This is a genomic window from Neobacillus drentensis (assembly GCF_036965425.1).
Lineage (GTDB): Bacteria > Bacillota > Bacilli > Bacillales > Cytobacillaceae > Neobacillus > Neobacillus drentensis_F.
The window spans coordinates 81,038-98,001 of sequence record NZ_JBALPP010000033.1 but is presented as its reverse complement, the minus strand read 5'-3'; the positions used below and the strand labels follow the sequence as shown (position 1 = coordinate 98,001).

Sequence of the window (16,964 nt, the reverse complement as noted above, 5' to 3'; positions counted from 1 at the left end):
ACTCCCCTATTTTTAAAAAGAAAGCTGAGAACTGGCTTCTCAGCAGACTTTTGTCCGCTATGCACCTGTTCCCAGCACTTCTACTTTCTCTACAAATTCGAGTTTTCTAAGTTCGGATAATAATTCATCAATTTCATTTGTCATATTTGCCGTGTTTAATGAAAGAGTCACGTTCGCCCTGCCATGAAGGGGAATCGTTTGGTGTATGGTTAAAACATTACAGCCAGAAGAGGCAACAACACTTAATAATTTTGACAAAGTGCCGGAGCGATCCTCTAAATGAAAGAATAACGAAACTAAGCGCTCCTGTTTAATGGTTGAAAACGGAAACACAGTATCCCTATATTTATAAAAAGCGCTTCTGCTTAAGTCGACCCGCTGGACAGCATCCGCAATCGATTCCGCCTTGCCTCTATCAAGCATTTCTTTCACTTCAATCGTTTTTTTCATCGCTTCTGGCAAAACGTCTTCACGGATTAAATAAAATTTTTTATCAATGTTATCCATTTTCATTTCATTACCTCTTTTACCTGAAACCCTAATCAATAAACTCAAATTCGAAATCTAATAACTTAACGATATCCCCATCTTTTGCCCCGCGCTCTCTTAATGCCTCATCGACCCCTAGACCGCGAAGCTGGCGTGAGAAGCGGCGAACAGATTCTTCTGTTGAAAAATTAGTCATCTTAAAGAGCTTTTCAATTTTTTCACCAGAAACAACAAACGATCCATCTGATTCTCTTGAAATGTGGAAGGCATCCGGATCCTTCTCGTGTTTGTAAAGAACACGATGGACACCAGTATCCTCTTCTTCATGCTCAAGCGGGAATTCCGGTGTTTCCTCAATTTTATCCGCAACGGCAAACAATAGCTCGCGCAGACCCCTTCGTGTAATGGCCGAAATAGGGAAAATCGGATAATCCTCTTCAAGCTTCTCTTTAAAGGTTTCTAAATTCTCCTCCGCACCAGGCATATCCATTTTATTGGCCACAATAATTTGTGGACGCTCTGTTAAACGCAGATTATATTCTTGTAATTCTTTATTAATCGTCAGGTAATCCTCAAATGGGTCTCTGCCTTCCGTCGCCGCCATATCTATGACATGAACAATAACCCTCGTCCGCTCGATATGACGCAAAAACTGATGTCCAAGACCTACGCCGGAATGGGCCCCTTCAATAAGACCAGGAAGATCAGCCATGACAAAGCTTCTGCCGTCCTCTGTTTCCACCATGCCCAGATTCGGAACAATCGTCGTAAAATGATACTCGGCGATTTTTGGCTTCGCTGAAGAAACAACAGACAATAGCGTGGATTTTCCAACGCTTGGGAAACCAACTAACCCTACATCAGCTAGCAGCTTAAGCTCCAGTATAACGTCTCGCTCTTGGCCCGGCTCACCATTTTCGGCAAGCTCTGGTGCTGGATTTGCTGGAGTGGCAAAACGGGAATTCCCCCGGCCGCCGCGGCCTCCTTTTGCAATGATGGCCTGCTGCCCATGCTCAACTAAATCGGCAATAACTTCTTTTGTTTCAGCATCCGTGACAACGGTCCCAGGCGGTACCTTGACAATCATATCCTTGGAATTACGGCCATGCTGATTCTTGGACATTCCATGCTCGCCACGATTGGCTTTAAAATGGCGCTGATAACGGAAATCCATTAGAGTACGCAAGCCTTCTTCGACTTGAAAAACAACATTGGCGCCCTTCCCGCCATCTCCGCCGGCCGGACCGCCCTTTGGTACATATTTTTCACGGCGAAACGCAACCATTCCGTTTCCGCCGTCTCCACCTTTTACATATATCTTGACTTGATCGACAAACATTTTTTTCCTCCTGTCGCACAAATAAATCAACTGATGATTGCGACGAGAGCGCTCGCGTTTTATACCCGTTTAATGTTTAGGCATAAAAACTTCCAGTGCGAGTTCGCTTTCCGAAAATTCCTTGACCTCTACATCCAATGATTTGGACTCTCCAAGGAATTTTTCAATCAGTTCACTTTTTATTATTATCCCGCTAAAATCGAAAAAGAAACGAATTCCCTCCGATTGCGGCTCAATTGTAATCGATAAATGATTTTCTTGAAATGCCTCAATTGCCTTATTTAAGCATGAAAAAAAGGAACTTGTCCAATTTGTCAGGACGGAATCGTTCATTTTTAATGGTTCGGCATCCTCTAGTACCTCATATTCAAGTCTAAAAAAAGGATTCTCCCAATTAGAGGTGAATAAGAGCGAAGCAAATAAAGGCATATTTAAATTTGAAAGCTTAGTCTCATGTTGGGCTTCAATGACAATTTCATCAATGACCTCTTTCGCTCGGTCAATTCGATTTAAATCAATGTTCCCTTTAATCAACTGAAGCTTGTTCAACCAATCATGACGTGAGTGCCGCAGCACCTCGACGATTCCCCATTCTTTCTCCATACCCACACTCCCACATTAAGTGTCGGAACACACTGTTTGTTGTTAGTATATCAAAAAAGTAACCATGAGTAAGCTTTTTTATACGAAAGGTTTCCTAAAGAGGTAAAAAAAAGAAGCTCAATACGAGGAAATACCCTTAATATGATATTTATCAGTGCAAAAAGAAAACTCTAACCGGTAAGGTTAGAGTTTCCAATAAAAGCATTACGCTTCTTGAGCTACTGGATAAACGCTCACTTTTTTACGGTCACGACCTAAACGTTCGAATTTTACAACGCCGTCGATTTTAGCAAAAAGAGTGTCGTCACCACCGCGGCCTACGTTTTCACCTGGGTAAATCTTTGTACCGCGTTGACGGTAAAGGATTGAACCACCAGTTACGAATTGACCATCTGCACGCTTAGCACCAAGGCGCTTTGCGATAGAGTCACGTCCGTTCTTTGTAGAACCTACTCCCTTTTTAGATGCAAACAACTGAAGATCTAATTTTAATAACATTTATTCCACCTCCTGCTTTTTGAAGGTAATTTTTATGTGCTCTCCGTACGTTTCTTCAATCGATCGTAATGAAACAATCATGCCCTCAAGAAGGAGCTGAACTTTCTCTTGTGTATCGGAAGAAAGATCCTCCGGCAGTACACAGCGGAGAAGTCCATCTGCTCGATGTTCTAGGTCGGGAGTAACACCGGTAAGTTCGTGCACCGCATTGATAGCACCCACAGACACGGCTGATACGCCTGCACAGACAATATCCTTGCCCCGATCAGCGAACAAAGCATGACCACTTATTTCAAAGGATTGAACCGCACCGGACTCAGTACGAGTAATCGTAATTCCAATCATCTATTTTCCAACACCTTACGCGTTGATTTTTTCGATGATTACTTTAGTGTAAGGTTGACGATGACCTTGCTTCTTACGGTTGTTTTTCTTCGCTTTGTACTTGAAAACAATGATTTTCTTCGCACGGCCTTGTTTTTCAACTTTAGCTGTAACAGTAGCGCCTGCAACAACAGGGCTTCCAACTTTTACAGTTTCACCGCCAACGAATAGAACCTTGTCAAAAGTAACTGTTTCACCAGCTTCAACATTTAATTTTTCAATGTAGATAGCTTGGCCTTCTTCGACTTTAAGTTGCTTACCGCCAGTTTCGATAATTGCGTACATGAACTGCACCTCCTTATAAACTCAGACTCGCCATACACAGGCGTCCCCGCGAATCCCGCAGAAAGCTTAATACCTGTTCTGTGCGGTTGTAGCACGGGTGCTACAAACATAACATTAAAATCATACATAATTTAAGTGAAAGTGTCAATAGAAATTGAAAGCTTTTTGGGATATCTCGTCCACAGTGCCGAATTGTTTCAAAACATAATGATGATCCGGAGAGGGCTGAATCGCAAAAAACACTTTAAAATGAAGCATTTCTTCTAATATTTCTAGGTGAGGCTGCAAGAGCTCTTTGACTTCTTTTGTCGTTTCTATTAAGACCGCCTCAAATTCAGAATGGCGATGCTCGAGAAGCTCTCGTTCAAGACGAAAAGCGATTGTCTCCGCACTTAAGATACGGCCGGTCCCATCGCAAACTCGACATTTCACCTTTAATGCTTCTGATAGAGCAACCTTGGTTTTCTTTCTTGTCAGCTGCAGAATTCCAAGCGGTGTAAATCCAATCAGTTTCGTTCTTTTTTCATCTTTAGCCAGTTCTTTTTCGAAAAGATCCAGAATCGCTTGCTTGTCCTTTTCACGTTTCATATCGATAAAATCAATTAGAACGATCCCGCCAATGTCCCGCAGGCGCAGCTGTCTGACGATTTCCTTGGCAGCTAGCTGATTGGTTTTAAGAACGGTATCCTGATAATCGGCCTTGCCGGAAAATTTCCCTGTATTCACATCGACTATGGTCAGGGCCTCGGTTTCATCGAAAATGAGGTAGGCGCCTTGGGCGAGCCACACCACTCGCTTGAGGGCTTTCTCGATTTCATGTTCAATTTTGTTGGCGGAAAAAATATTTTCTAGGCTGTTGTAGTACGTGAATGTAACATGAGCATTTTTTAGTTCCAGCATTTTTTTGACGATGAGGTCATCTATAATCACTTCACCTGCCGTCATTTTTGAGACTTGCTCCATAATCATTTCCATGAAGGTATCTTTTTGAAAAATAATTCCTGGCTTTTTAAGAGAGGCTGTCTTTTGGAGCAGTTCTTGATATTGTTCTCGAAGGTAATTCAGCTCGTCGACAATCTCTTCTTCTTTGCTGTTCAAGCTGGAGGTACGAAAAATGATTCCCTCCTCTTCTGTCTTCAAACGGCCGCCCTGTCGTCTTAGTGCAGCATTTTGCCGTTCATCGGCAATTTTTTTAGAGACTGCAATGTACCGGCCCTTTGGCATGTAAATTAGATTGCTGCCCTGTATTTCTATAATCCCCGTTACTTTCGGGCCTTTAGTTCCGGTTGCATCCTTGTCCACCTGAACAAGGAGTTTTTCACCCTGATGGACAAACGAAGAGATGTTCTTCTGCTTTTCAGTTGAAAGTATGTATGAGGGCAGGTTGTCACGATGCAAATAGGCGTTTTTTTCTTCGCCAATATCGATGAAGGCTGCATTCATCCCCGGCAAAACCTTTGTCACTGTCCCAAAATAAATATTACCGACCAGAGATTGGTGCTCTGGTCGGTCGATTATAATTTTTTCAACTTGTTTGTCACGCAAAAAGGCATACCGCTTTTCACGCCCAACGTAATTAACAATTAACGTTTCCAACCTTGTTTCCTCGCTTTATATAAAATACCATTGGAGACCATTGCGATGGATTTTTCATAAAAATGTCTCCAATAACCCTTATTAAGGACAAAATGAGTGGCTTTTTCTCCCAAAATGTCTCCAATAGCCCTTATTGGGGACAAAATGAGTGGCTATTTCTCCCAAAATGTCTCCAATAACCCTTATTGAGGTCATAATGAGTGGCCTTTTCGCCCAAAATGTCTCCAATAGCCCTCATTGAGGACAAAACTAGTGGTATTTTCACCTAAAATGTCTTCAATAGCCCTTATTGAGGTCATAATCATCGACTTTTCACTAAATTTGTCTCTAATAGTTTCCTTTATAATTGTAGAAGCGCTCGACCCTCGAGCGCTTCTACTTTATTAAATCAATTATACCCTTTTAATACGAAAATAAAAGGTCACTGATTTTATCGGTCAAACGTTTTTCTGTAAAGTATGCATGCAATAGTTCATTTTCATCTAATCTGCCCTTTTCCCGGCCATCGACCTCCACAATGATCGGGTGCTTGCAGCCTCGCTGGAATTTTTCTAAGACATGGATGAGTAAATCCTGTTCATCCGCTTGTATAGGCTTCAAATTATGCAGGCTGGATTTTTTTCCGTAATAACGCTCTAATAAGAATCGCATAAAAATATAGCGCCGCTGCTTCCATTCGTGGTACAGCGAGAAATATAAGAAGGCAATGATGATCCAAACATTGAGATGTGTGGGAGCCGCTGCTAAGATCGCGATGGAAAATAGAAGTAAGCTGCCAAACGAGAGCAAAAGCGTAATCCGATGGGCGCTCGGAAATGAATTTTTTAATGATAGCAGCAGGAAAACCAGTTTGCCGCCATCAAGCGGCCAGACTGGGAATAGATTAAACAGAAAAATCATCAGATTATAACTCAAAAATAAACTAAATAACTCTTCTGATATGAGATGAAAGGATAATAGACCGTATCCCAGACCTACCATCCAAATATGCTGGATCGGACCAGCGATGACCACAATGGCCTCCTCTTTTAACGGCCTATTGCCATGCTCATCCATCTCAGCGACCCCGCCAAAGGGCAGCAGGGTTATTTTTTTGATCCTCCATGAAAAAAAAGAAGCTGCAGCAGCATGCCCCATTTCATGGATGAAAATAATCCCAAGGAGTAAACAAACTTCAAGGAAATGCGCTGTAGCAATCGAAAGTGCAATCACAATCCACAACAATGGATGGATATGAACATGACGAAGTAAAATTATCGCTCTATTCAAATCGTATCACCTGAATTGGGTCGATGAAATCATCGCCTTTTTTTATCGCAAAATAATATTTGCCTTTTGTTTTATCTTCGCCAGAAGAGGAAGAGACGGAGCCAACCACCGTTCTTTTTTCAACAAAATCATATAAATTGACCTTAATCGCGTCTAAATTCCCATACCAGGTTTCGGAGCCGTCAGAGTGCTGGATGATGACGGTTTTCCCTAACCCATCTTTCACACCTGTGAAGCGCACGAAGCCATCATTAATCGATTGAACCGCTGCTCCTTTTTGCGTTTCAATCATGATGCCCTGGCCATTTTTCTTAAAATTCTCAAGGAGTCGCCCGGAAACCTCTACAGCCGATTTGTTTTGAACGACCTCTTTTTTACCAGCTTTATCATCATCGGTAAAAGGAAGCAGGGCAAGCGGTTTGCCAAACTTATCCTCGTACCACTTTGATACGGTCGCAAATTTAAAGTCCTTGTCCATTGTTTTGACAATCGCATCCCTTGCCGGTTCCAATGAGGCTGTTTGATTGCGAAACAGGATAGCTACCACTAAAAACAGGAGGATAGACGCTAAAATTTTAAAGAAAAAGACTTCCTTCTTAAATAAGGGATGCCCGTCGTCTCCATTCGGCCCTGAAGAGCTAAAATGATTAAATCCGTATTTATCATCATCATCTCCTGGCCAAGCAATATGCCGGTCTGGACTTTTCCCCTGAGTCCCTTGAGTCCCTTGTTCTTTTTTTCTTCTGGCGATTCGCCGCCGTATTTCATCCGCTGAAGATCGAGCCATACCCATCAACCCTTTTCCCGCTTTTTGTACAAGTCTATGAGCAGGTATGAAAGAGTATGACTACAAAAAAGCCTGTCCACAATTCATGTAGACAGGCTTCATTATTTATCGAACTCCAAAGAACTTTTTAAGTTTTGTAAAGACACCCTTGTTTGCTTCTTCAAGCGGCTGAAGCGGGATGGATTCCCCTAGAATTCTTCTGGCAATATTCCGGTAGGCAATGGATGCCTTGCTGTTAGGATTTAAGGCAATCGGTTCACCGTGATTTGAAGCTTTAATGACTTCTTCATCATCCGCGACAATTCCGATTAGCTCAATGGATAAATGCTGGGTGACTTCGTCTAAATCGAGCATGTCACCGCTCTTCATCATATGATTGCGTATCCGATTCACGACTAATCTAGGAGACTCCATACCCTTTTCTTTTTCAAGGAGACCAATAATCCGGTCGGCATCACGTACGGCAGAAACTTCAGGCGTCGTGACGACGATGGCTTTATCCGCGCCGGCAATGGCGTTTTTATAGCCTTGTTCAATTCCGGCTGGACAATCAATAATGATATAATCGTAATCCTGCTTTAATTCGGTGATAAGTTCTTTCATTTGCTCTGGCTGAACAGCCGATTTATCAACCGTTTGTGCTGCAGGCAATAAATACAATAACCCATCAAAACGTTTGTCCTTCACTAAAGCTTGATGAATTTTGCATCTTTTTTCTACAACATCAACCAAATCATATATAATTCGGTTTTCAAGTCCCATTACGACATCTAAGTTTCGAAGACCGATGTCAGTATCTACTAAGCATACTTTTTTCCCTTGAAGGGCGAGTGCAGTACCAATGTTCGCAGAGGTTGTTGTTTTGCCTACTCCGCCTTTACCGGATGTAATTACTATTGCTTCTCCCACTTTAATGTCCCCCTTCTAATCTAGTTAAATCAGGCCTTAATTGAATTAAAGCTTGCAATCTATCAATAATGATTTGGCGGTTATCATCTATGTAAGCACATTCCATCTCTCGTTTCTCTACACTTTGAACCGATTCCGGTGTTCGCTCAATACAATCGCTAATCCTCAGCTGGGATGGTTTCATGCTCGAAGCGGCAATAACGGCTTGGTCATTGCCTAAATAGCCTGCATGGGCCACTCCTTTTAATGTACCCATTATAAAAATATTTCCGCCTGCCATTACCGTTCCGCCAGGATTTACGTCTCCAATCAACAGTAAATCACCTGGAACCTCTAACACCTGGCCGGAACGAATAATACGGGACACGGTCACGACCTCTGTTTCCGCCTTTAAGCGGTTGGCCTCTTCTTTCGTAATTACATTCGCTTCAATATTATCAACAACTAAATTCTTTTTTTGCCGAATTAACTCTTTTAATTCTTCCTGCTCCGCCTCTGTTAAATAGCGATTACCGATTTCCACTTTAACAGATATTAAATTACGCTCATCCTGTGTCTGGGAATTTGCAGAAAGCTTTTGGTCTAATTCTTTTTTTAGCTCCTCATAGGAACAGCTGTCATCAAGATGAAGGACAAGTCCATCTTTTGTCCCTTTTATTGTAACATTTTGCCGATTTTTCATGGAGATTTTTCACCTCATAATTAAAAAAACAATTTCGAAATAGATATAATGATCTACTCCGAATCAAAGTGCAGATTCTTCTTTATAAAATTCGACACAATGTGTCTATTCTCCTCTTTTTTAAAAAAATCATTCATCTCTCAATGCATCGGCATACTTTTCAAAGCGTCTCTTTAATGGATATCCAAAAATCAACACAAAAATCGCATTTAAGATTAGCGTTGGATAGAAACGTAAATTTAAAAATCCCATAAAATCGAGATCGGTCACATGAATGAGGAAGTTCATTTCATATACCCCAATCTCTAATAACGCAATGGCCAAAAGGGAAACGAGGAAGGCAATAATGATATTTGCCTGCATGATATGCATGATTTTTGTCACAAGGTAACAGATAAAGGGAAAAAGAAAAAAGTATATCCCGATAATTTCAACATAAACAATATCAAATATCATTCCAAAAACGGCCGCATAGATAATTCCTTGTTTTTTGCCTGTAAATATCGTTAAAAAAACAATGGCCGCAAATAAAAAATGGGGGACGATGACCTTCCCGCCGAAAGAGTTTCCAGGAAAAAACTGAACAAAAAGACTTTCGGCTAGAAAAAGAAACAAAAACAAAAGAGGAAGAAGGAATTTTTTCATAGATCCTTCTCCTTCCCGTTTTCCATATCCGTTAATTCAGGCTGCGTCATTAACCGTTTAATGACAATAACGTTTTCAATATCATAAAAATCCGCTCCGGGTTTTACTAAAGCCGTTTGATTTAGCCCATACTGATCAGGTTTAACTTCTTCAACCTTCCCAACGACCAATCCTTCGGGGAAAACACCGCCCTTACCTGAAGTAATCACATTTTGGCCTTTTTCCACTTTAACTCCAGCTGGGATGCTTTTCACTAACAGTAATTTCTTTTTATCATCGAAGCCTTGAACAAAACCATAAATACTTGTCTCACCTTGAATGGTGACGGAAATCCGATTCTTTGGATCCATCGCACTCAAGAGCTGTACGGTGGAACTGAATTGGTTGACCGTCTTCACCTTGCCAATGAGACCTTTGGCGGTAACAACCGCCATATTTTTTTTGATGCCGTTGAGATTTCCTTTATCGATTATAATCATTTCATGCCAACGATCAGGGTTTCTGCCAATAACTGTAGCTGGTAATGGTTTAAAATCTCTCAGGGTCCTTTTTTCACCGAGAATGTCACGTAATTCCTTATTGTCTTTTTTCAGCTCTTGGTTTTCTGCTTCAAGGCTGACAAGATCTTCAATCCGCGATTTAAGTTCTTTATTCTCTTCATATGTATTTTGCAAATCCTGGAGATTTTCAAAAAAGCCTGCAACGAAATTGGCAGGCTTTGAAACCAGGGATTGAACCCAGCCGGTTGTGTCCTTCACAAATTGCTCCGGCCAGGATAGTTTGCTTCTCTCCCTTAAAGAAAACCCAATCAATGCCACGAGAACAATGATGCTGACAAGCAAAATGATCAGTCGTTTATTCAAAAAGAACTGTGGCATGATTATACACCTCTATTTTTCTATCGCGATTATTTCGCTTTATTTTTAAATAAATGAATATGGTCTAATGCTTTTCCTGTTCCGATTGCCACGCAATCAAGAGGATTTTCAGCAATTAACACAGGCATTTTTGTTTCTTCACTAATGACACGGTCCAAATTACGAAGCAAGGCACCGCCGCCCGTTAGGACGATTCCCCGGTCCATAATATCTGCAGCAAGCTCCGGCGGAGTTTTTTCGAGTGTATTTTTCACTGCTTCGACAATCGCAAAAACCGTATCATTTAAGGCTGTTCCAATCTCTTTTGCAGTAATTTCGATGGTTTTTGGCAGGCCTGTTAATAAATCGCGGCCGCGAATTTCCATATTATCAATGCCTTCAGGGATGCCGGCAGAACCGATTTCCATTTTGATTGTTTCCGCCGTACGATCCCCAATCATTAAATTATAATTTTTGCGGATGTAGGAAATAATCGCTTCGTCCATTTCATCACCGGCAATGCGGATCGATTGGCTTGTGACAATACCGCCTAAAGAAATAATCGCAACTTCAGTGGTTCCCCCGCCAATATCGACCACCATGCTGCCAGTTGGCTCCCAAACAGGAAGATTGGCCCCGATTGCTGCCGCAAACGGTTCTTCAATGGTGTATGCGTCTTTGGCACCGGCTTGTCTTGTGGCGTCGATTACCGCTCTTTCTTCTACTGCTGTGATTCCAGACGGTACACATACCATGACATATGGCTTACCAGAGAAAACACTTTTACTTTTTTGAGCCTGACGGATGTGGTACTTCATCATCGTTGCCGTTGTTTCAAAATCGGCAATGACACCGTCCTTCATTGGTCGTGTTGCGACGACATTACCAGGTGTCCGTCCAATCATATTCTTCGCGTCATTCCCAACGGCAACGATGCTTTTTGTATCGGTCTGCAAGGCCACAACCGATGGCTCACGTAGGACAATTCCTTTTCCTTTTACATAGACGAGGGTATTGGCAGTCCCCAAATCAATTCCTAAATCTCTTGTTCCAATTCCAAACATAATTATGTAGCTCCCTTTCTGATACGAAATGCAAAAATTCCCTAGGCAGGTAATCACCTTTTATATCATGTCTTTTTTCTTATTTTTTATATTGCTAGGTCAAAAGCAGTCCTAAAAAATCATAACTAATATTATAGCGTGACGTCAAATAAAAACATAGTGTTATAAATATCCTTTTTCCTTCAAGCTGACAAACTTATTTTCACCAATGATGAGGTGATCGAGGAGGTCGATGCCTAGAATTTTTCCACATTCCACCAGTCTCTTCGTGACCTCTATGTCCTCTCGGCTGGGAGTAGGGTCACCGGAGGGATGATTATGCAAAGCAATAACGGAGGCAGCTGACCGCTTTAAGGCTTCGCGAAAGACCTCCCTGGGATGGACTATGCTTGCATTCAAGCTCCCGATAAAAATCGTTTGTTTATGAATAACCTGGTTTTTGGTGTTTAAATAAAGGCAGACAAAATGCTCCTGCGACAAAAAGCGCATATCGTTCATGACATACTTTGCACCATCTTCGGGGGAGCGGATGACGTAACGATCGTTAAAGGACAGATTGGCAATTCTTCTGCCAATTTCAACAGCAGCCAGAATTTGAATCGCCTTGGCTGAACCAATTCCTTTAATTTCGGTAATTTCTTCCAAGGTGGCAGATTTTAACAGCCGCAGCCCCTCAAAATGGGTTAGCAGGCGATTCGATAATTGCAGCACGGATTCATCCTTTGTTCCAGTTCGAAGTAAGATGGCAATTAATTCATGATTCGATAAGCTTTCCGGCCCATGATTGATAAAACGCTCTCTTGGCCTTTCGTCTTGAGGGAAATCACGAATCATTAATGTATTTGTGGACACTTTATTTCCTCCCTAATAATCGGGAGTTAATGAACTTTAAAAAAATTAATACGGCAACTGGTAGCCTAACCTTTGCAATTCCCGTACCGTTCTTGCAACGGGCAGACCGACAACCGCAAAATAGTCTCCGTGTATTTTTTTGACAAGCATACTTCCAAGCTGCTGAATGCCATATGCACCTGCTTTATCAAGCGGTTCACCACTTTTTACATATGACCGTATCTCTTCATCCGTTAACTCCCAAAACCAAACTTCTGTTTTTTCGTAAAAACGGGTTGAACTTGTTGGAGACAGTATCGATACACCAGTAAATACTTCATGCTGTCTGCCTGAAAGGCTTTGTAACATACTAATGGCTTCTGCTTCATCAGCGGGCTTACCTAAGATTCGATTATCCGCGACCACGATCGTGTCAGAGCCAATCACAAAAGAATCAGGGTTTTGTTTAAAAATAACCGTGGCCTTTCGTTCGGCTAACTCCATCACGACTGCCTCTGGAGAGAGTGATGGATCAAAGCTTTCATCTACTTCACTGCTTGAGATCGCGAATGTTAACTGGAGAGTTTCTAGAAGTTCTTTTCGCCGTGGAGAAGAAGAGGCTAAAATGAGGTTTTGCATTTGATCACCTTACCTTTTGCATTTGTATAGGGAGATACAAGTTAATCGTATCAGAAATTGTAAAAGCAAACAATTTTAATATCCTTAAAGTTTGATGAATTTTGTAAAATTATGCAGAAATAATCATTTAATGGAAGAATTGTGGACATTGAAAAGCCTGCCCTAGTTGAGCAGGCGAAATAATATTATTCATTTCCCGGAAAATACCGAAGTTTGTCAGATACTGACTTACATAGCATTGTATTGAGACAAGAAATTTAATAGATGCTGCTGTGCCTCGGTTAAACTTTTTGCAGCTTTAGACTTTTGATACGCTTTTATCTTTTCATCCGCACTTGTTAATTCTGTCTTTAGTTTTTTAATCTTATCATTTTTAATGCCGCTGGCTTTTAATTGTTCTTCAATGCCAGCTAGAGATTTCGCTGACTCTGCTGGAATCGTTTTGGTGACGAGAGCACTCGATGTTGCTCCTGCCAAAGTTTGATAGATAGATGGAAGTTCTTCAATAAAGGACTTTTCTTTATCCGTTACTTTGGAAACTTTCTTTTCATCCAGCAATAATGGTTTTGCAAATACTTCTTCTACTCCATTTTCTTTATACTGGTTTCCTAAAGCTTTCGCCGTTTCGATTGAATCCGCTAAGCCTAAAAGTAGATAGAACTTACCATTTAATTCAACCGTTTGTGACGGGACCCCTTTCTGTTCCAAATCTTTTGCGATTTCTTGGGTACCCTCTTTGGAAGAAAATACGCCTCCTTGAACCACATAGGTTGTTAATTGCTCTATGACTGAAGAGGTGGATTTGCCTTCTGAGGTCGTTTTTTCAGTTCCAGTTCCAGTTTCACTAACGACTGGTTGAGTCGTCGGAACTTTTTCACCTTGTTCCGTTATGACAAGCTTTAACATGAAAAAGCCAATTGTGGTGCCTATTAAAACGGCGAAAAATGCAGAGATTAATATGGAACTTAAAGGCCGGCCATTTTTCTTCTTAAAGTTAGTTGTTAAGGATGGTAGGTTTTTGTGGCTGATTGTTTTAGGGTTTGTATTATTGGTAAATTTAAATTCTTCAATTTCATTTTCAGCCGCTTCAGGAATGATCCAGTCAAAACTCTCATCAACGGACTCCTGTGCGGCAGCAGTTTCCTTCATTCCTTCCGATTCCGGCAGTTCTCTATCTATTTTTATTACTTTGGAATAGGGTTCAATGTTGGCATCAATATCTTGTTTTGGGGTTTCTTCCTGAAATGACTGATTTTCTCCATTTAACTTTATCGTGATCGTATTGCCTTTTTTAGGCTTGTCCACTCTACGTTCTCCCTTCTCATCCGACAGATAATTAGTTTCATCCTATCATAGGGGCAAAAAAAAATAACAAGACTTTTGTCGTCTTGTTATCGTAGAGTTTCGCCAAATTATTGGTTCATTCGCTAACTTGTTCATTAAGGCTGAGTTGCTGCCGTAGCCGGAAACTGGGTTAATGGGTTATCTTTACCTGCTGGTGCCGGTGCATCAATTTTTGGCAGCTGGGCTGCAAGGTCGGTTAATGTTGGCATGTAGAAGGCAGAGACGGTAAGCGAATAGGTTAACGGTTTTTTCTCTTGACTAAGACTGGTAACCTCTTCTTCGCCAGTATAATTGATTGCCTCGACTACCACAATTCGCGGCAGCGACTCCAATGTTTCGATGAATTTTTCTAAATCTGTATAGTTTTGTGATTCAACCTGAAGTTGAACGGTAATCTTTTTGAGACCGTTTGGAGCAGTGGCTGCAGCCTGTTGTTGGGTTGAAGCTTGATTGCCGGTCCCTTGAGCAGTTGTCGTTTGATTTTGAGTACTCTGATTTGTAGTACTTTGATTTTGTGCAGGTGTTTGAGTAGTGCCAGTATTTGCAGCAGCCTCAGCGGCTGGCGGCGTCACATCTGCATCTTTCGTGAAACTCATGGATTTAATCTGACTATTAGAAACGGTTTCTGCCTTTTCTAAATCCAATAAAACTTGTTCCTGAAGCGGCATAACAGGAAGCTGCTTTTGCAGTTCACTTGTATTTTCAGGTTCTGTCTTTTCGGTGTCAGACTTTTTATTCGTCATCATGTCTAACAGCTTTTCTTCAGTTTTTAGTTCTTGCTGCTTAGATGCTAAATCTGATTTCAAAGGTGTGAGCGAAAGGAACTGGGCATAGACGAATACCAGTATGATTACTAGGGAACCGCCAGCCACGATTATTTTGTCAAGTTTTGATAGGCGGGACTTCATGAGCCTGTCCCCCCTTCAGCCTTCTTCTTGCTCAAATCCGTTTTTATAACATCTTTATTAAACTTAATTTCAAATTGACCAAGATACCTAGGAAGAATATTTTTATCAGGTTGGGCTGTTGTGCCAGTGGCTGCAGAACCTGAATTGGTTGCGGTATTCGTTGTTGTACTAGCAGTTGTACTTGTTGTGCTAGTTTGACCTGAAGCAGTTGTACTCTGATTAGTAGTAGCTGCAGTGTTTGTATTCGCTGTATTTTGAGTAGCAGTTGTAGCTGTGTTTTGGCTGCTAGTATTTGTTGCAGTGTTTTGACCAGTAGTTGGTGCCGTTGCTGCAGTCGTTTCCTTTTTCTCGACAGCACTTAGAGAGCTAAGGCTGGCATCGGCAATCCACGCAGATTCTTTTAAATTCTCCAAAAAATAGGCAGCCTCTCTTGCACTGTCAAACTGCACACTAAGTGTGACCGTCCCTGCCTCTGTATAAGCAAAGGACTGAATAAATCCGCGCTCGGGTAATAGAGATGTCAGATGTCTCATTACCGGGATGGTTTGAATTGGGTAGTTTTTCACCCATTCAACGGCAGATTTTAGTAATCCTGCAGAAGAAGCTACTTGTGCTTGATTGGCATTTTGCTGTTGCTTATCAGCAAGTTTCTTTGTCGCTACTATTTGACTATCAACAGCTTCCACATCACTTTTGACGGATTGAATCTGCCAAAAGTAAACACCGCCAATGAGAACTAATGCCGCGACGATGGATGATAAATAGATAATATTGAATTTTTTGGGCTCTTTTTGAGGAAGCAGGTTAATTTCTACTAGCATCATTGCACCTCTTTTAAAGCAAGACCTAAAGGCAGTAATAGATTATTCGGTACACTAACCGGTTTACTCGTTGCTTCCTTTTCGAAATTGATTAATTCCACAGGAATTTCAAATCTTTCTTTCATTTCATCAAAAATAGCCATCAGCATTGGATGGTCGCCATATAATAAAAACTTGGTAACATCCTGCTTTTCACTATTAAGTGAATAACGATAAAAATCCAATAACTTGTTAATTTCTTTAAAAATATCCTCAAACTGGACAACCAATTCTTCCGGTTCCCCCGTATATTTGCAAACCATTAATCCTAATGTATCCCGGGTAATTTCCCATTTATCGAAAGCAAACGGCAAGGCGAAATGACGCATGACTAACGGCACCGTTTCATCAAAAATGCATAAATTGACGCTGGTCAGATCGAATTGAACAGTGAAAAGAACTTCATCCGAGGTTGCCTGCCCTAAATGGTAGTACAAACGATATAAGGAAAGCGGAGAAATATCAGCCGCAACTGGGTTTAATTTGACGCTGTTGAGTAGATCAACATACTCCATTACATTCTGCTCCGGAGCAGCAAATAATAATAAATCCTTTGTTTTGCCGTTATCCGGAAGCGAGTAATAATCAAATACCGGTTCCTCGAAAGGTAAATGTATACTAGAACCTAGCTCTAAATAAAGATACCCCTTAATCTCATCTTCCTGCACATCTGCCGGAATCGAGACTTTCCGTATAATGACGAGCGGATCTGGAACAATAAAACGAATCGAACGTCTGCGAATTTTCCATTCGTCAATACACTCCTCAAGTATGCTTGAGAGTGAATCAATGTCGACGATTTTTCCATCGGTAATGATTCCAGGAGGCAAAAAGCGCTCATTCCACCTTTGCGGTACAGGGGGATTCGCTTGTTTCAATTCCAAAAAGCGAATCGAGTGATCATTTATTACAAGGTTGATTATTCGATTTTTAGTAGAAAAGAGGGAAAATGCCATATCATGAACCCCTTAAAAA

The 16,964-nt window shown here is 41.3% G+C and carries 20 protein-coding genes and 1 other annotated feature; all 20 genes read right to left on the bottom strand.

What is annotated here, in order from left to right; genetic code table 11:
* Window positions 1-57: 57 nt before the first annotated feature.
* Window positions 58-513: an ACT domain-containing protein gene (locus V7161_RS08795; RefSeq protein ID WP_335444164.1), complete on the bottom strand. Its 456-nt coding sequence runs from the start codon at window positions 511-513 to the stop codon at window positions 58-60.
* A 25-nt stretch (window positions 514-538) separates the two neighbouring features.
* A complete protein-coding gene (obgE, locus tag V7161_RS08790) occupies window positions 539-1,828 on the bottom strand; it encodes a GTPase ObgE (protein ID WP_335444162.1) in 1,290 nt (429 codons plus the stop codon).
* A 69-nt stretch (window positions 1,829-1,897) separates the two neighbouring features.
* Window positions 1,898-2,431, bottom strand: a complete 534-nt coding sequence (locus V7161_RS08785; protein ID WP_335444160.1) for a sporulation initiation phosphotransferase B — start codon at window positions 2,429-2,431, stop codon at window positions 1,898-1,900.
* Window positions 2,432-2,635: 204 nt separating this feature from the next.
* Window positions 2,636-2,929 (bottom strand): 50S ribosomal protein L27, encoded by a 294-nt coding sequence (gene rpmA / locus V7161_RS08780; protein ID WP_026572313.1) that lies wholly within the window; start codon window positions 2,927-2,929, stop codon window positions 2,636-2,638.
* Window positions 2,930-3,274 carry a ribosomal-processing cysteine protease Prp gene (locus V7161_RS08775; protein ID WP_335444157.1) on the bottom strand — a complete coding sequence of 115 codons (345 nt, stop codon included), beginning with the start codon at window positions 3,272-3,274 and terminating at the stop codon, window positions 2,930-2,932.
* Window positions 3,275-3,289: 15 nt separating this feature from the next.
* On the bottom strand, window positions 3,290-3,598 hold the full coding sequence (gene rplU, locus V7161_RS08770) for a 50S ribosomal protein L21 (RefSeq protein WP_223591168.1): 309 nt from the start codon (window positions 3,596-3,598) through the stop codon (window positions 3,290-3,292).
* Window positions 3,599-3,611: 13 nt separating this feature from the next.
* Window positions 3,612-3,696: a sequence feature (ribosomal protein L21 leader region), on the bottom strand.
* A 46-nt stretch (window positions 3,697-3,742) separates the two neighbouring features.
* Complete coding sequence (locus V7161_RS08765; RefSeq protein WP_335444155.1) at window positions 3,743-5,194, bottom strand: Rne/Rng family ribonuclease; 1,452 nt, start codon at window positions 5,192-5,194, stop codon at window positions 3,743-3,745.
* Between the two features lie 402 nt (window positions 5,195-5,596).
* The gene (locus tag V7161_RS08760) at window positions 5,597-6,463 is read right to left on the bottom strand and encodes a M50 family metallopeptidase (protein WP_335444153.1); all 867 of its coding nucleotides are present in this window, start codon (window positions 6,461-6,463) and stop codon (window positions 5,597-5,599) included.
* Window positions 6,456-7,250, bottom strand: a complete 795-nt coding sequence (locus V7161_RS08755; protein WP_335444150.1) for a M23 family metallopeptidase — start codon at window positions 7,248-7,250, stop codon at window positions 6,456-6,458. The genes V7161_RS08760 and V7161_RS08755 overlap by 8 nt, the downstream gene beginning before the upstream one ends.
* A 105-nt stretch (window positions 7,251-7,355) precedes the next feature.
* The gene (minD, locus tag V7161_RS08750; RefSeq protein ID WP_223591164.1) at window positions 7,356-8,159 is read right to left on the bottom strand and encodes a septum site-determining protein MinD; all 804 of its coding nucleotides are present in this window, start codon (window positions 8,157-8,159) and stop codon (window positions 7,356-7,358) included.
* 1 nt (window position 8,160) lies between these two features.
* The gene (minC, locus tag V7161_RS08745; protein WP_335444147.1) at window positions 8,161-8,841 is read right to left on the bottom strand and encodes a septum site-determining protein MinC; all 681 of its coding nucleotides are present in this window, start codon (window positions 8,839-8,841) and stop codon (window positions 8,161-8,163) included.
* A gap of 129 nt (window positions 8,842-8,970) precedes the next feature.
* A complete protein-coding gene (gene mreD / locus V7161_RS08740; RefSeq protein ID WP_335444144.1) occupies window positions 8,971-9,486 on the bottom strand; it encodes a rod shape-determining protein MreD in 516 nt (171 codons plus the stop codon).
* Complete coding sequence (mreC, locus tag V7161_RS08735) at window positions 9,483-10,364, bottom strand: rod shape-determining protein MreC (protein WP_335444141.1); 882 nt, start codon at window positions 10,362-10,364, stop codon at window positions 9,483-9,485. Before mreC ends, mreD begins: the two co-directional genes overlap by 4 nt.
* A gap of 29 nt (window positions 10,365-10,393) precedes the next feature.
* Window positions 10,394-11,407, bottom strand: a complete 1,014-nt coding sequence (locus V7161_RS08730) for a rod shape-determining protein (protein WP_335444140.1) — start codon at window positions 11,405-11,407, stop codon at window positions 10,394-10,396.
* A 162-nt stretch (window positions 11,408-11,569) separates the two neighbouring features.
* Window positions 11,570-12,259 (bottom strand): RadC family protein, encoded by a 690-nt coding sequence (gene radC / locus V7161_RS08725; RefSeq protein WP_335444138.1) that lies wholly within the window; start codon window positions 12,257-12,259, stop codon window positions 11,570-11,572.
* A gap of 45 nt (window positions 12,260-12,304) precedes the next feature.
* A complete protein-coding gene (locus V7161_RS08720) occupies window positions 12,305-12,877 on the bottom strand; it encodes a Maf family protein (RefSeq protein WP_335444135.1) in 573 nt (190 codons plus the stop codon).
* Window positions 12,878-13,105: 228 nt separating this feature from the next.
* Window positions 13,106-14,182, bottom strand: coding sequence for an SPOR domain-containing protein (locus tag V7161_RS08715; protein ID WP_335444132.1), 1,077 nt, complete (start codon window positions 14,180-14,182; stop codon window positions 13,106-13,108).
* 134 nt (window positions 14,183-14,316) lie between these two features.
* Window positions 14,317-15,129, bottom strand: coding sequence for a type 4a pilus biogenesis protein PilO (pilO, locus tag V7161_RS08710; RefSeq protein WP_335444130.1), 813 nt, complete (start codon window positions 15,127-15,129; stop codon window positions 14,317-14,319).
* A complete protein-coding gene (locus V7161_RS08705) occupies window positions 15,126-15,950 on the bottom strand; it encodes a PilN domain-containing protein (RefSeq protein ID WP_335444127.1) in 825 nt (274 codons plus the stop codon). The genes pilO and V7161_RS08705 overlap by 4 nt, the downstream gene beginning before the upstream one ends.
* Entirely contained in the window at window positions 15,950-16,945 is a 996-nt protein-coding gene (gene pilM / locus V7161_RS08700) for a type IV pilus biogenesis protein PilM (RefSeq protein ID WP_335444125.1), read from the bottom strand. Before pilM ends, V7161_RS08705 begins: the two co-directional genes overlap by 1 nt.
* Between the last annotated feature and the right edge of the window lie 19 nt (window positions 16,946-16,964).

Bases quoted from the DNA above. Each gene is read 5' to 3' on its own strand.
- V7161_RS08795 (WP_335444164.1), bottom strand. From the start codon at position 513: ATGAAAATGGATAACATTGATAAAAAATTTTATTTAATCCGTGAAGAC.
- V7161_RS08775 (WP_335444157.1), bottom strand. From the start codon at position 3,274: ATGATTGGAATTACGATTACTCGTACTGAGTCCGGTGCGGTTCAATCC.
- mreD (WP_335444144.1), bottom strand. From the start codon at position 9,486: ATGAAAAAATTCCTTCTTCCTCTTTTGTTTTTGTTTCTTTTTCTAGCC.
- rplU (WP_223591168.1), bottom strand. From the start codon at position 3,598: ATGTACGCAATTATCGAAACTGGCGGTAAGCAACTTAAAGTCGAAGAA.
- minC (WP_335444147.1), bottom strand. From the start codon at position 8,841: ATGAAAAATCGGCAAAATGTTACAATAAAAGGGACAAAAGATGGACTT.
- V7161_RS08720 (WP_335444135.1), bottom strand. From the start codon at position 12,877: ATGCAAAACCTCATTTTAGCCTCTTCTTCTCCACGGCGAAAAGAACTT.
- V7161_RS08705 (WP_335444127.1), bottom strand. From the start codon at position 15,950: ATGCTAGTAGAAATTAACCTGCTTCCTCAAAAAGAGCCCAAAAAATTC.
- rpmA (WP_026572313.1), bottom strand. From the start codon at position 2,929: ATGTTATTAAAATTAGATCTTCAGTTGTTTGCATCTAAAAAGGGAGTA.
- obgE (WP_335444162.1), bottom strand. From the start codon at position 1,828: ATGTTTGTCGATCAAGTCAAGATATATGTAAAAGGTGGAGACGGCGGA.
- pilO (WP_335444130.1), bottom strand. From the start codon at position 15,129: ATGAAGTCCCGCCTATCAAAACTTGACAAAATAATCGTGGCTGGCGGT.
- mreC (WP_335444141.1), bottom strand. From the start codon at position 10,364: ATGCCACAGTTCTTTTTGAATAAACGACTGATCATTTTGCTTGTCAGC.
- V7161_RS08730 (WP_335444140.1), bottom strand. From the start codon at position 11,407: ATGTTTGGAATTGGAACAAGAGATTTAGGAATTGATTTGGGGACTGCC.
- V7161_RS08755 (WP_335444150.1), bottom strand. From the start codon at position 7,250: ATGGCTCGATCTTCAGCGGATGAAATACGGCGGCGAATCGCCAGAAGA.
- V7161_RS08785 (WP_335444160.1), bottom strand. From the start codon at position 2,431: ATGGAGAAAGAATGGGGAATCGTCGAGGTGCTGCGGCACTCACGTCAT.
- pilM (WP_335444125.1), bottom strand. From the start codon at position 16,945: ATGGCATTTTCCCTCTTTTCTACTAAAAATCGAATAATCAACCTTGTA.